Source organism: Kastovskya adunca, from assembly GCF_059505785.1.
In genome coordinates this window covers 20430-34776 of sequence record NZ_JCACLG010000020.1, presented here as the reverse complement: position 1 = coordinate 34776, position 14347 = coordinate 20430, and the positions used below count along the sequence as shown (strand labels likewise).

Annotated in this window: 12 protein-coding genes; 7 read left to right on the top strand and 5 right to left on the bottom strand. The window is 47.5% G+C overall.

Annotation, left to right across the window (positions count from 1 at the left end; translation table 11 throughout):
• Positions 1–83: 83 nt before the first annotated feature.
• The 3 genes from AC5JR3_RS06515 to AC5JR3_RS06505 all read left to right on the top strand — a co-directional run bounded on the left by AC5JR3_RS06515 (position 84) and on the right by AC5JR3_RS06505 (position 2758).
• Positions 84–995 carry an alpha/beta fold hydrolase gene (locus AC5JR3_RS06515; protein ID WP_495844190.1) on the top strand — a complete coding sequence of 304 codons (912 nt, stop codon included), beginning with the start codon at positions 84–86 and terminating at the stop codon, positions 993–995.
• Positions 996–1291: 296 nt separating this feature from the next.
• Positions 1292–2086, top strand: a complete 795-nt coding sequence (locus AC5JR3_RS06510) for an LmeA family phospholipid-binding protein (RefSeq protein ID WP_495844188.1) — start codon at positions 1292–1294, stop codon at positions 2084–2086.
• A 54-nt stretch (positions 2087–2140) separates the two neighbouring features.
• Positions 2141–2758, top strand: coding sequence for a MotA/TolQ/ExbB proton channel family protein (locus AC5JR3_RS06505; RefSeq protein WP_495844186.1), 618 nt, complete (start codon positions 2141–2143; stop codon positions 2756–2758).
• A 117-nt stretch (positions 2759–2875) separates the two neighbouring features.
• On the opposite strand, the gene AC5JR3_RS06500 is transcribed toward AC5JR3_RS06505, so the two are convergent.
• Entirely contained in the window at positions 2876–4216 is a 1341-nt protein-coding gene (locus AC5JR3_RS06500; RefSeq protein WP_495844184.1) for a hypothetical protein, read from the bottom strand.
• A 109-nt stretch (positions 4217–4325) separates the two neighbouring features.
• Here AC5JR3_RS06500 and AC5JR3_RS06495 point away from each other — a divergent pair, with 109 nt between their 5' ends.
• Entirely contained in the window at positions 4326–4892 is a 567-nt protein-coding gene (locus tag AC5JR3_RS06495; protein ID WP_495844182.1) for a DciA family protein, read from the top strand.
• A 363-nt stretch (positions 4893–5255) separates the two neighbouring features.
• Positions 5256–5567 carry a hypothetical protein gene (locus AC5JR3_RS06490; RefSeq protein ID WP_495844180.1) on the top strand — a complete coding sequence of 104 codons (312 nt, stop codon included), beginning with the start codon at positions 5256–5258 and terminating at the stop codon, positions 5565–5567.
• A 291-nt stretch (positions 5568–5858) separates the two neighbouring features.
• On the opposite strand, the gene menB is transcribed toward AC5JR3_RS06490, so the two are convergent.
• Positions 5859–6692 carry a 1,4-dihydroxy-2-naphthoyl-CoA synthase gene (gene menB, locus AC5JR3_RS06485; RefSeq protein ID WP_495844178.1) on the bottom strand — a complete coding sequence of 278 codons (834 nt, stop codon included), beginning with the start codon at positions 6690–6692 and terminating at the stop codon, positions 5859–5861.
• A 388-nt stretch (positions 6693–7080) separates the two neighbouring features.
• Here menB and AC5JR3_RS06480 point away from each other — a divergent pair, with 388 nt between their 5' ends.
• Positions 7081–8019 carry a glycosyltransferase family 2 protein gene (locus tag AC5JR3_RS06480; protein ID WP_495844176.1) on the top strand — a complete coding sequence of 313 codons (939 nt, stop codon included), beginning with the start codon at positions 7081–7083 and terminating at the stop codon, positions 8017–8019.
• 3 nt (positions 8020–8022) lie between these two features.
• Here the strand turns inward: AC5JR3_RS06480 and AC5JR3_RS06475 are convergent, their stop codons facing one another.
• A complete protein-coding gene (locus AC5JR3_RS06475) occupies positions 8023–9477 on the bottom strand; it encodes an ATP-binding protein (RefSeq protein WP_495844174.1) in 1455 nt (484 codons plus the stop codon).
• A gap of 322 nt (positions 9478–9799) precedes the next feature.
• On the opposite strand from AC5JR3_RS06475, the gene AC5JR3_RS06470 reads away from it, so the two are divergent.
• Entirely contained in the window at positions 9800–11083 is a 1284-nt protein-coding gene (locus tag AC5JR3_RS06470; RefSeq protein ID WP_495844172.1) for a HEAT repeat domain-containing protein, read from the top strand.
• 40 nt (positions 11084–11123) lie between these two features.
• Here AC5JR3_RS06470 and AC5JR3_RS06465 read toward each other — a convergent pair whose 3' ends face one another.
• Together AC5JR3_RS06465 and AC5JR3_RS06460 are read right to left on the bottom strand one after the other, a co-directional pair.
• Complete coding sequence (locus tag AC5JR3_RS06465) at positions 11124–12722, bottom strand: ATP-binding protein (protein ID WP_495844170.1); 1599 nt, start codon at positions 12720–12722, stop codon at positions 11124–11126.
• On the bottom strand, positions 12719–14179 hold the full coding sequence (locus tag AC5JR3_RS06460; protein ID WP_495844168.1) for an ATPase domain-containing protein: 1461 nt from the start codon (positions 14177–14179) through the stop codon (positions 12719–12721). Before AC5JR3_RS06460 ends, AC5JR3_RS06465 begins: the two co-directional genes overlap by 4 nt.
• Positions 14180–14347: the final 168 nt, after the last annotated feature.

The window sequence follows — 14347 nt, the reverse complement described above, 5'->3', positions numbered from 1 at the left end:
CCTCACCTCTCCTACTCAGGACTTAGGACTTTCTTAAAACGATAGAATAGGGAAGTTAACGTTACTTAACATTGACCGTAACTATGCAGGTAACTTCAACTGCCGCGACTGCCCCTATCCCCGGTACTTATTGGCAGTGGCGGGGTCAATCTATTTATTACGTAAAAGCAGGCGATCGCACCCCGGAACGCCCACCCTTGTTATTGATTCACGGCTTTGGCGCATCCACAGACCACTGGCGTAAAAACATCGCCGAACTTCAGAATGAGTTTGAAGTATGGGCAATTGACTTATTGGGATTTGGGCGTTCTGCTAAACCCGACTGGCAGTATGGCGGTGACCTATGGCGCGACCAGTTGTACGACTTCATCACGGAAGTAATTGGTCAGCCGACTGTGCTAGCGGGCAACTCCCTAGGAGGTTACTCCGCCTTATGCGTAGCTGCCCAGCGTCCTGATGCGGTGGCTGGCTTAGTCTTGCTCAACAGTGCGGGACCCTTTACCGATGCAAAGGTGCCAAATCAACAGCCCAATCCTCTACAAAAACTTGTCAGTGACCTCAGCCGTTCAATTTTGCTGCAACCTTGGGCAAGCTTTTTGTTGTTTCAGTATCTGCGGCAACGCTGGGTGATTCGGAATACCCTTGAGAAGGTTTATTTCGACCAACGCGCCATCACTGACCAACTAGTAGAAGAAATCTATCTTCCTTCTTGTGATGCGGGTGCTGCAACAGTATTTGCCTCCGTTTTCAAAACGCCTCAAGGTGAAAAAATTGATGTCTTGCTAAAGAAACTGACTTGTCCCCTACTGCTACTTTGGGGAGAAGCTGACCCTTGGATGAATGCCAAAGAACGCGGGGCAAAGTTTCGTCAGTACTATCCTCAACTAACAGAACATTATCTCCAGGCGGGTCATTGTCCTCACGATGAGGTGCCAGAACAGGTAAATGCTGCTCTCCGGGAGTGGGTGTTAAAGGAAGTGCTGAGTCCTAATTAAGGGTACTGAGGTTAGGGAAATGGGGAGAACCAATAACCTCTTCATGCTTATTCTCATCAGAATGTCCTATGGGCTTGAAAAGAAATTCGGAATAATTTAAAGAGTGAGCTGAGTTGAAGGTAAATCTTCAACGAACGCAGTGATGGGGGGTACAGGCTTTTATTTGTCCTCTATTAGTCATTGCCTGAGCTTTAAACTCTAACCTAAGGCACAGAAGGTAAGAGCTAACGAGTGATTGCTCAGAACCGAATCTTCTGTTAAAAAGAGTTAAGAAAGTTCGGTGGATTTACAACTTTATGTTAGGTGGCTTTACAAGTTTGAAAGAAAATCCCGGTACGGATTGGGGCGAACGGATGCTCAATACCGTTGCCAGCCAAACCATTCGCCACCTGTTCACCCGGAGCGATTCAGTGGATGTGGTTGTTCGCTGCTACCCTTCTAGCAAGTTGTTGCAAGGCAGTATCGACAGCTTCAAAGTCAGTGGCACTGGCTTGGTGATTCGTCGGGAGTTCAGGGCGGAGGAAATGTCCTTTGAAACTGATGCTGTCTCCATCGATTTTAGTTCTGTTTTGAAGGGTAAGATTCGTCTCAAGCAGCCAACTCAGGCGATCGCGCAAGTCACCCTTACAGAAAATGATATCAACGACGCCTTCAAAGCAGAGTTGGTGAGAAAACGCCTAGAAAATCTCTCCAATCCTGAGTTAACTGAACTTTCTGGCGGGGAGCCGATTTCCTTTACAGACGTGCATGTCAACCTGCTACCCAACAACCAGGTTAAGATGCAAGCCAAAGCCGAGCTTCCCGAACAGGGTTTGGTGCCCCTGAGTATGACTTGCACTCTAGACGTTGAGCGTCGGCGGCGGATACGGTTTAACAACCCCCAGTTTCAGCCTGAGGAAATTCCCGAATCTGTGCAAGCCGTTTCTCGAACTTTGACGACGGCGCTAGCTGAAATTTTGGATAATATGGTCGATCTGGATCGCTTTAATCTAGATGGTGTCACCCTACGGATTAATCGCCTGGAAACCCAAGGAGAAAAGTTAATCTTTAGTGGTTATGCCCAGATTGAACGCATTCCAGAAAATCCATAAGCCAACTTTCCCCTTATGTCACTCAGGGAATTCCTGTCTTTGGGTGGAGTGGTCATGTGGCCACTGTTCGGGTTTTCACTAATCGCGATCGCCCTAATTTTAGAGCGCAGCTTCTTTTGGCTGCAACTCATCCGCCGCCAAGACCCTATGGTGCGAGAAACCCTCGCCCTCTATCGCCACGACCCCAATGCTGCCTTTGTGAAACTTGAGCAGAACGCTGACTTACCAATGGCACGGATTTTTCTTGCCGCCCTAGAGCAGCCGAAGGCAACACCAGAGGATTTTCGTCTTGCCTTAGAAAGTGCCGCTCAATCCGAGCTACCTTTTTTGCGGCGCTTCAACACAATATTTGAAACTATCATCAGCACTTCCCCCCTATTAGGACTTTTAGGAACAATTTTGGGATTAATTAACACCTTTGCTGCCCTGAGACTGGGAGATATCGGCGGTACCAACACCGTAGGTGTCACGGGCGGCATTAGTGAAGCCTTAATCTCCACTGCCGCAGGCTTATGCGTTGCGATCGCCACCCTGCTCTTTGCCAACACCTTTCGGGGACTATATCGGCATCAACTGGCACTCATTCAAAGGTATGGCGGTCAGTTAGAACTCCTCTATCGCTATCACTACGAGCGAGGCGGACTGCCTCTATGGGATCAAGCACAAGGTTAAACAAAGTTTATTAGTGCAGCGGAGCGAAGCCCAGGGTGAAGGGTGAAATTAACAAAGGGGATGAGAGAAATAGCGAGTCCTCCTCATCTCTCCTACTCCCCTGTTCCTAACACCCGATCAAGGACGCCGAATAGTGGCAGAAACACCTTGTTGTTTCAGTTGGTTCACTAATGTTTGAGCTTCCGACTCCCTGAGGAACGCACCCATCTGAATTTTGGTTCCTCCGGAGAAGTTCCGCACGTAGGCATCAGGAACAACTGTCCTTGCCTGCTGCAACGAAGGAACACCGCTATAGTTGACTAGCACGTAATAGAGTTTGTCTCCTGGCTCTGGAGGGCTTTCTGGCACAATTGACGATTCAGGAGGGGGAGCTGGAGCAGTTTGTTGTGGCTGTACAGGAGAGGGATTTATAGCTTGACGTGGTGGAGCGGCACCAGGGTTTGGGACTGGGATAACGCTGGGTACAGCAACTGGCGGAGCAAGTTGTGGCTGTAGGGACGGTGGTAACAGTGCTGAAGTTAGGCTATCCAAGGGCCCGGTAGTCGCCGCTCCAGGAGCTTGAGAAGGAGCAAGGGAGGTGGCGGGAGGGCTGGTAAGCGTGGAATTGTTCTGTAATGGTGGTGTACTAGGGCTAGCTTCCAGACTGCTGAGGTTATTCAAATTCAAATCTACAAATTCCTCAGACGCCAAATTTGGCCCTTCTATGGGGACACTACTCCCCGTAGCTTCACTGGCGGTTTCTGAGTTAGAGCCTCGATTGAAACCCAAGTAACTGAGATTGGACGGATCGAGCAAGATGTAGCCGAGGGTAGCACTAGATAAGAGCAATAGCAGCATTGAGCCAACCCCCAAAGGAGTCAGCAGATTGTCAATAAAGCTACTTTGGGGGCGGGAAGCCGCTTCTTCTTCTGCCAGACTGCGTAGGAGTTCTTCTGATGACTCCAGGTAGTCCTCTGGCTGCTCCGGGGTAGCACTAGGATAAACTAACTCGCCACCCAGGTTTTCTTGCTCTGGAGGTGATGTGAGTGGTTCTGTGCTTTCGGTCTTGACGACGGTGTTGTCCAGTTCAGGCAGATTTAAGGATGAGTGAGAGTGAGCCTGATTAGAGGGAAGGCTTGGTTCTATAGTCCTGGGAGAAGTTTCTGTCTCTGGTGTTTGATTCACCCTTGCTTGCGCTGAAGCCAGTAACTCCTCAGCCTCTGCTCTCCCCAAAGGTATTGGTGGGGGAGCTGCCTTTTCTCCCTGATTTAGCGCCATCAGTTCAATTGAGTGACGAGCTGGCTGACGCCCGAAGTCGCGATTAGCCATGGTTGGGCGTCCGGCTCGTTGCCGTCGGTATCGCACTAGCTCGTCTTCCAAGTTCACATCTAGACTGCTGAGAGCAGCCTGTAAGGTGGGGTGAATTGATGGAGTTTCCAAGGAGCGAGTTAAAGACTCACCAGAGGCACTTTTAGTCATGACTGGACTCAATATGTGAGTTTTTCGATTCTAATGCTATAGGAGAAATTTAACTAGCTGTTTTACAGAGAGTTTAGCAGTATGGATAGGGATAGATGTTGGTTGTTGTATGTCTTTTAATTCTCTCAATCATGTTTTAGGTGCGATTGAAAATCAGGCTGGGTGGGAGCAAACTCGACAGTTTCGACATCTACAACAATGTTGGGCTGATGTAGTTGGACTACCCGTGGCACAACATACTCGCGTGCAATCAATGTCGCGCGGCGTGTTATGGGTGGCGACTTCAAGCTCAGTCTGGGTTAGCAATCTGACGTTACAACGTCATTTGATTTTGAAGAAGTTGAATGCCCGATTAACTACTCCGCTGACTGATGTTCGCTTTTCTACGGCTCAGTGGCATAAGGACACTGGCAAAACGGCTGCTTTTATGTCGCCGCTTGCAGGGGTGGGGCAAGATCATCCCAGCTATGTGGTAACGCCATCTTCTGGGGCTTCAACCCCACCCATATCAAAGCTAAAAGATCCAGGAGCGGCTTTTCGGCATTGGGCGGAAGAACTCCAGAAGCGATCGCATTCCTTACCCCTTTGTCCGCAGTGTCAATGCCCAACTCCTTCAGGAGAACTAGCTCGCTGGGATGTGTGCGCCCTCTGTGCAACTAAACGCTGGAAAAACTAAAAATGATTTTTTCAACTAACTTGATTTTTTTTAACTAAAGCGAGAGTTAGCACTTTCATCTCCATTAAGTAGACAAAATTTTGTATCTAGCGCTACAAGTTGGCTTAGCGTTTCTCTTGATCCCCGTTCAGTTTGACCAAAAAGCCGCTTATTTCCTGAGAAGGGCAGATGTTATGTATTTTTTCTTTACACAAAATGTATCTGTGCATAACGCAAAAATAAAGACAATCTAAAGAATGCTTTGTGCCGGGGATCGCTATAACCTATACAGGCTATTTGATTGCTAGCTTTAAGGGCCAGAAATGGTAGGGAGGAGAATTAGAAGGAAGATTAAAAAACAAATTGTTCCTGAATAAAACTCCGATGAAAACATCAAATTTTCTCACCTCTGCCTGCCGCTTGTGCCGTTATTACAAGCCAGAGGGACGACGTGGAGGTATGTGCCAACAACTTGGTGCGCCAGTTCGGGGCAGTTGGAATGCTTGTAAGTTGGCGCTCCCAGCCTTTGCACCGTCTTGGGAAACAATTGAAGAAGTTTTGGTTTGGCAAAATGAAAAGTTGAAGTTAAGCAAAACATTTACGACAACCGATTTAGATAGATCCCATGTAGAGCGTGTAGTTAGAAAGAATTCTTTGACCACTGAAAATCAGTCGGCTGATGCAATATTGGTGTAAATTTCTAGCTAATGACTGGCTCGTTGGACTTTCAGGTTTCATCCTGGTCTACCTGACTAAATGTATGAAGTCATCCCGTGAGTGAATAGATCTCCGCTTCCAGTCAAGTTTGGCGATCGCCAGCAAGAGAAATTAGTGTCTATAGCACTTTGGTTTTTATTCAGTAAGGTCTGAGCTTTAAGAAAAGAACGATTCCCCAGACTGTTGGATTAATGACCTAATATAATTGCCAATCGCATCTTTCTTAGGAAGATGCGATTTTTAAATGGGGACTATTTAGGAGGCATAGCGTTAAGGGAGCCAGGGGTACTGACGAAAATCAGGCGATCGCTTTTCTAAAAACGCCTGCTTCCCTTCCGCGCCTTCCTCCGTCATGTAGTAAAGCAACGTGGCATTTCCAGCTAGTTCCTGCAAACCCGCTTGTCCGTCACAATCAGCATTAAAGGCAGCTTTTAAGCAACGAATGGCGATCGGGCTTTTTTCCAGGATTTCCCTTGCCCATTGAACGCCCTCGGCTTCTAGCTGTTCGACAGGGACAACACAGTTCACTAGCCCCATCGCCTCTGCTTGCGCTGCCGTGTATTGGCGGCAGAGGAACCAGATTTCCCGCGCCTTTTTTTGACCGACAACCCGCGCCAAGTAGCTAGCACCAAAACCACCATCGAAGCTGCCCACTTTCGGCCCCGTCTGACCGAAGATAGCATTGTCAGCCGCGATCGTTAGGTCACACAGCAGGTGCAGAACATGTCCTCCACCAATCGCGTATCCAGCAACGAGGGCAATCACCACCTTTGGCATTGAGCGAATCAGGCGCTGTAAGTCCAAGACATTCAATCGAGGAACGCCATCATCTCCGACGTATCCTGCCTTACCGCGCACACTTTGGTCGCCACCTGAACAAAATGCGTATTTCCCATCTGTATGAGGGCCAACCCCTGTAAATAGGATGACGCCGATGCTTTGGTCTTCGCGAGCATCGCAGAAGGCATCGTAGAGTTCAAAAACCGTTTTAGGGCGGAAGGCATTGCGCTTATGGGGGCGGTTGATAGCAATCTTCGCGATGCCGTCGTTTTTGTGATACAGGATGTCTTCGTAGGTCTTGGCAGTTTGCCATTCAACTTCCATGAGGGTAACGAGTCCGAATTATGCTTTGTACATTGGTCTTTAGCCTTAAAAATCCTAACCTTTTGTCTGTGGTTCCTGGTTCCTATTCCCTAGCTATAACGAATCACTATCTTGGGAAGCGGGAAGAGAGTTCAAAGCTCGAAGTAATAAACCTCTGGAGAGGCGAACCGCTGTTTTCCCCTAAATAGATGTATAGCAGTCGCCATACAAGTTATGACACTCCTGATTGCCCAAAGGTAAGTGAGTGCTGAATCTTCAACTCACCGACTCAGCACTTTGCTATACCTTCCTCAATTGAATCCGGCTCCCCTGCCCCCACCTTCACTAATCCCCAATCCCAACTGATACGCTGAAAACATCAACAAGATTATTTGGTTAAGTAAGAAGCGTGTTTTTCAGCGTTGTCATTCCGACTTACAATCGCCTGCCGATTCTGCAAAAGTGTCTAAGAGCCTTAGAACGCCAGCACCTCACTGATGACAAAGTGAGTGGCTACGAAGTTGTCTTAGTGGATGATGGCTCTACCGATGGCACTTTGGAATGGCTAGAGTCCCACAAAAGCGAGTTTCCCCATGTGCGATCGCATTCTCAAGACCACAAAGGGCCAGCCGCTGCCCGGAATCTTGGTGTTGAACGGGCACAGGGCGACACAATTATTTTTATCGATAGCGATCTGATTGTCACCGAGCAGTTTCTCCAGTCCCATGGGGATGTGTTGGTGAAGGGAGAAAAGGAACTCTCTTGCGATCGCCTCTTTACCTATGGGCGCGTCATCAATACCTGCAACTTCGATCACCCAACCACTGAACCCTACAAAGTAACAGACTTTTCCGCTGCCTACTTTGCGACCGGGAATGTAGCGATCGCGCGAAAATGGCTCCTAAAAGCCGGACTCTTCGACACCCGCTTTCAACTCTACGGCTGGGAAGACTTAGAACTTGGCGTCCGCCTCAAACAACTAGGCTTAACCTTGATAAAATGCCCGGATGCTGTCGGCTACCATTGGCATCCACCCTTTACCTTAGAGCAGATCCCCAAGCTCATTGATCAAGAAATTCAACGGGGACGTATGGGCGTCTTGTTCTATCAAAAACATCCCACCTTCGACGTGCGGATGATGATTCAGATGACCTTACTGCACCGCCTCCTCTGGGGTATCCTGTCCGGTGGCGGACGCCTCAACGAGCGCACTATGGCTCCCCTCTTACAGTGGCTGATTAATCAAGGTAAGCCTCAGCTAGCGTTAGAAATTGCCCGCATCTTCCTCAACTGGTACAACGTCCAAGGCGTTTATGCGGCCTATGCTGAAGCCAAACAGAAAATCTAGAATTTAGTCAGGGGAACTATCAATAGCAATTGGAATTTCAATGTGAAACTCTGTTCCTTTTCCGGGTTCTGACAGACAGCGGAGAATTCCGCCGTGCTTTTCTACTACAATTTGGTGGCTGATAGAGAGTCCCAAACCTGTTCCTTTACCAATGGACTTGGTTGTAAAGAATGGGTCAAATACCTGATTATAGATAGCCTCTGGAATACCATCCCCGTTATCGACAATTTTTATACAGACATGAGGGGAATCAGGGGTGTCTGTTTGAACAACATCCGTTTGAATCCGAATCATCAATTTTTTATCTGTCGTTTTTCCAGCAACGGCTAAATCTTCTAACGCATCAATGCCGTTGCTCAAAATATTCATAAAAACTTGATTAAGTTGTCCAGGGAAGCATTCGACAGTAGGGATATCGCCATAGTCTTTGATCAGCTCTATCTCTACTGGGCGCTCGTTGGTTGCCTTAAGCCGATGCTGCAAAATGAGGATGGTGCTATCGATGCCTTTGTGGATATCGACAGGTTTCTTTTCCGCTTCATCTAATCGGGAAAAGTTCCGCAGTGAGAGGACAATTTGATGGATGCGGTCAGTTCCCACTTTCATGGAATTAAGGATTTTGGGCAAGTCTTTAATGAGGAAATCTAGTTCGATAGCTTCGGCTTGCCGTTGGATGGGAATAGCAGGTGGGGAGTAATGTTGTTGATATAAAGAGAGGACGCTGAGTAATTCTTCAACATAGCGGCTGATGTAGGGAAGGTTGCCGTGGATAAAGTTGACAGGGTTGTTGATTTCATGGGCAACTCCTGCGACTAGTTGCCCTAAACCAGACATTTTTTCAGTTTGGACGAGTTGGGCTTGAGTTTGCTGCAACTCCTTTAGAGTCTGGCGAAGCTGCTCATTTTTCTGGTGTAGTGTCTGTTGGATCTTCCGACGTACGTTAGCAGTGCTTTGTAACTTTGCCACATATAGGCGGAGTTCTAGCTGGCTGACCACCTGGCGGCTGAGAGCCTCTAGGGCTTTGATCTGGTCGGGTCTAAGTTGGCGAGGAATATGGTCAATCGTGCAGAGAGTTCCCAGCGCTAGACCATCCGGCGTTACCAGGGGCGCACCAGCATAAAAGCGGATGCTGGGGTTAGCCGTTACTAAGGGATTTTTGGCAAAGCGCTCGTCTTCTAGAGTATTGGGGACAACTAGAGGTGTATCGGGTTGCAAAATTGCATGGGCGCAAAACGCTAAATCTCTGGGAGTTTCTGAAGCATCTAAGCCAATTTTTGACTTAAACCACTGGCGATGATCATCCACCAGGCTGATTAAAGCAATAGGAGTGCCACAGATGTGCGCTGCCAGGGCGGTTAAGTCGTCGAAGGCTTTTTCAGCCTCAGTATCGAGGATTTGGTACTGTTCTAGGGCTTTCAGCCTGTCTGCCTCATTAGGCGGCAAGGGTGGGATTTTCAAGGCATTTGTCTACGTAACTTTAATCATTATCGCTCTAGCATGGGCTGAGCTGAGGGCAGGGTCAATGTTTTATAGCTATGTTTTATAGCTATTTATATATTTAGGAGCAAATTGCAGTTCAGGCGTCGGTGAGTGCTTACCTATACTCTTAAGAATTGGGGAGGAGAGTAGTGCATGATTCGTTTTGAGGCTGGATTGGTCTACCTCAAAAAAGCTAATTAGGTGAAACTAAAAGTAAGCATAGCTAACAGGACTCACCAACTCAGTACTAGTAGACTTTCAAAACAGTTGTGCAGCAGTTAATCATAAGCGAGGCAAGATATTGAAAGTTTTAGAACAAGCTACTGTTGCGGCACGACAAGGAAATTGGTCATTGCTCAATCAGTGCCTGCAACAATTACCTTTAGGGAATGCGGCGGTCTCACCTCTAACGGACAGCGATCTAGAGCAGGCGCTAAATTTGGCGTTGAGCGTGCTGGATGCTGGGGATTTTCAGGAGCGTTGGGATGTGGCGAAGGTGTTTCCCAAGCTGGGAAAGGTAGCGATCGCTCCCTTGATCGAATTGTTGGAAGATGAAGAGGCAGAGTTGGAAGCTCGCTGGTTTGCGGGTCGTATCTTAGGCAATTTTGACGATGCTAGCGTTGTGACGCGGTTGGTGAATGTACTGCATACCTCAACAGATAGCGAATTAACCGCTATGGCAGCTACAGCCCTAGCTAACTTTGGCACCCGTGCGATTGAGGGATTAACGCCGCTTTTGGAAAAACCAGAATCCAGAGTGTTAGCGGTGCGATCGCTTTCTCAAATTCGCCACTCCCAAACCATCCCCCCCTTACTGGGTGTCGTGGATGATCCAGATATTACCGTGCGGCTAACGGCGATTGAATCCTTGAGCAGCTTCCATGACTCCCGGATTCCCCCCTTACTTCTCAAGGCTCTCAAAGACTCCTCCGCCGCCGTGCGAAAGGAAGCTGTAACAGGGTTGGGATTACGCGCCGATTTGCAAGAGGAACTAGACTTGCTCAACGGCATCAAACCACTGCTGTACGACTTCAATGCTGAAGTTTGTGCCGCCGCTGCGATCGCCTTGGGACGTCTAGGCACATCAGAAGCGACAGCGGCGCTGTTTGCCGTGCTGAAGTCCCCCGCCACACCGATGCCCTTACAGATCGCCTTTATTCGCGCCTTAGCCTGGGTAGAAACTGCCCAAACATTAGAGTATCTGCAACAAGTCCTCTCCTGGTCATTGGAAGAACCTGCTTTAGAAATTATTGGGGTTTTGGGACGCCTAGACTCACCTACCCTCAAGCCCAAAGCAGCTCAAATTCTCATCGACTTTTTTAACTCCCAACACCCTATTGCCAAACTCACAGCGGTTAAACAAGCCTTGGCGCTGGCGTGGGGAGAACTGGGAGAATTAGAGGCGACTAATGCCTTGATTACACAGTTGGCAGAACCAACCACTAGTGTAAGACTGCACGCGATCGCTGCCTTGAAAAAGTTAGACGCCTATCCAAAACTCCAGCAACTTGCCTCCGACAACAACCTAGCACCGGAACTCAAACAAGGTGTAGCGATCGCCCTGGCTGAATGGTCAGTCAAATGAGTATTCAGCTAACCCCAAAGCTAAGTATAAATCTGTAAGATTATTTATTTAAAAGCTGATCATTTAGAGATTGCAACGGTAGCGTTACCGTAAATGTTGTACCGACTCCTAGCTCGCTTTCTACAGTAATATTGCCACCGTGGAGTTCTACTGACTGTTTAACAACCGCTAACCCTAATCCTGTTCCCTGGATATTCTTGGCATTGCTAGCGCGATAGAAGGCTTCAAACAGTGATGCTTGAGCTTCTAGGGGGATACCTATACCGCGATCGCGAATTTGAAAGACAGCATTGGCATCCTGATAGCTCACTTCAAAATCAATGGTACTAGATTGCGGAGAATATTTGACCGCATTGGATAATAGATTGGTGATAATGTGCCGCAGTATCTTTTTATCTAATTGAGGCAGTTTATCTGGCTCACCGGGAATCATATATTCACAGTGATTGACAAAGGTAAACTTGTGCTTTTCTCCCATACTCAGTTGTATTTCTGCTACTAATTCTTTACAAAAGCTAGCAATATCAATAGGGACAGGATTAAGACCAACTTTGCCAAACTCTGCCTTACCAATGAGCAGCACATCATTTAATAACTCTGTCATTTTTCTCACCGCTTCTTTGATGCGAGAGTAAAATTCAGCTCTTTTCTGATTTGACCATTGATCACTGTAACGCTCAAGGATTTGCGTGGATGCTAAAATCACATTCAACGGCGTCCTAATCTCATGGGAAACCATGGAAACAAAACGAGATTTGAGTTCAATCAGTTCTCTTTCTTTTTTGAGATTAGTGATAACTTCTACTTCAGCTTGTTTGCGCTTGTTGATATCTCGTAAGTTAACAACAACTTCGCTAAATCCGTGATCGACAAAGTTACTCTTGGACTCTAGGTAAAGCCAATTTCCATCTTTGTGACGAAACCGATACTCTGAAATTTGCGTATTTCCGGGTTCAGTAAAGCCTATTTGAAACGCATTCAAAGCAGCTTCTAGGTCGCTCGGATGTACAAAATCAAAGTGATTTTTTCCTTTTATGTCTTCAGGATTAAAGCCTAAAATTTGTTGAACTGAGGGGCTGGTGTAGCGAATCTTTCCATCTTTTTCTAAGAGTGCAATGATGTCAGAAGAGTTTTGGATTAGCGAAGTTAATCGAGCTTCGCTTTTAGTCAGTGCTGATTCAGTTCGCTGGCGTTCAGCAATTTCGCTTTGTAGTTGTCCATTGGTGGCTTGGAGTTGGAGAGATAACTGACGCGATCGCAACAAAATTTCCACCCGCGCCTGCAACTCCACTTTCTCAATCGGAGTGGTAATCAACTCATCAATGCTTTGCCACAAGTGCCGAGATACCATCCCCACCTCCTGGCTAGAAGTCACCAGCAGAAACGGCAGCAGCACGGGTTGTTCCGCCTGCTTTCTACTTTGCACCCACTGCCACAGTCGGTCAAGGGTAGGGCCATCCAAAATGCACAAATCAAAACCTTTGTCAAATTGTTGCTGAATTTTTCCGGTAAAGATTTTCTCCACTGGCTCTACAGCCGTGCCAGACTGCGGGAAAAATACCTCATAGTGAATGGACAACCATTCCGACAGCAAACGGCAGTTCTCTCTGTGAGATAGCAAAATTAAGATGCGTTTCATCCTTGCTCATCGTCTTTCCGAGAGGTATCTATCCACTCTGGAGTACCCTTGAGAATACCTCGCAACCTTGTCAGTGGCTGACCTACTTTCACTCCATAGCGGGTAATATCCATTTCTCGCAGAGTCTTTTCAAAGCTAGACAGACGCTTTTTTAGGACTCCAATCGCCTTTCGCAGCTCTCCTTTGATTTCTAAGTAGCGGAGGAAAATGATATTGTCTGCCATGTAGCTAATGCCAATTTCGGTCGCTTGGAAATCTCCCGTGATGTGTCCCATCTCGTTGACCAAAATAACTGTAACTCCCATATTTTGCAGGTACTTGCAGAGGGCGTGTAAGTGAGTAACAACATCTTCGCCCCGCAGTGAGAGTTGGTAACCAGAAATGCTGTCAATCATCACGATCTTTGCCGCGTTTTCCTCTACCTCTTGACGGACTAGGCTGGCAAACTCATCGGGGGTGAAGTGCAAAGGCTCGACTGGTATAACTGCCAAAGTGCCACGCTCAATCATTACCGAGACGGGGATATTAACTGATTCACTGCGGTGCAAAAGCGTATCTTCTGACTCTTCAAAGGCATAAATAACAGAGCGTTCGCCTCTACCCGCCGCTTCTTTCATGAACTGGGTACCTAAGGTTGTCTTACCCACCCCAGTTGGGCCGGTGAGAATCGTAACGGTTCCTCGCTCTAACCCACCATGAAGCAGTTCATCCAATTCAGGAACACCGGAGGAGAGGGACTTAACGGTGAACTGCTGCTTGTGGACTTCCGGTTGCAGACGGGGAAATATCTTCATCCCCTTATCCGTCAGGCGCATTGAGTGGCATCCCTTCCGAAAATCTGAACCCCGAAACTTAGAAACGCTAATCGATCTCCCTATAGGGGCGTATTCTAAAGTAATTACGCCATCGCTCATAAACTGCAAATCGTCATCAGGAGAGGTTTCGCTACATTCGGAGGTAAACAGAACAGTTGCCCCCGATTCTAAAAGAAAGCGCAAAAACGACAGTACTTGCTTGCGAAACTGGAAGGAGTCGCTAGAGAGGTAGCGAAACTGCGTCATGGCATCGAGGAAGACTCGTTGGGGTTTGAGGGCTTCTACCTGCTGAATAATTTGCTGTGTTGTCGGCTCTCGTTCTACTTCTGCCGGAGAAAAAATATCATAGGTCTGGACTTCCGTAAAAAACACGGAGGTGGGACTCAAATCAAGAAAGGTAATACTGTTGCCATCAAGACCAAGGGCTTCGGCATTGGTGCTAATTTGTTCGGCGGGTTCTCCTAGGGTAATGTAGAGCAACTTTTCGCCTATTTTTGCACCAGCGTCGAGAAAATGTAGTCCCAGGGTTGTTTTACCCGTACCAGGCTGACCTCGCACTAAATAAGTTCTTTGTGGGACAAGACCCCCATGAAGAATTTCGTCTAACCCTTTGATCCCCGTCGAGAGACGGTATTGAGACATTGTCTGTTTTCCTTTCTTATCAAGCATTCTTAAAACGGTATCTCACTTTGATCCAGGATGAAATCGCTGATTCGCCTAAGTCTCTCTACTCAGCACTCAGGAGCGATAGAGAAATGCTGTATCAAGTTCTACCAAATTTTCAACGCAGATCCGTTATGGTCAAAGGCA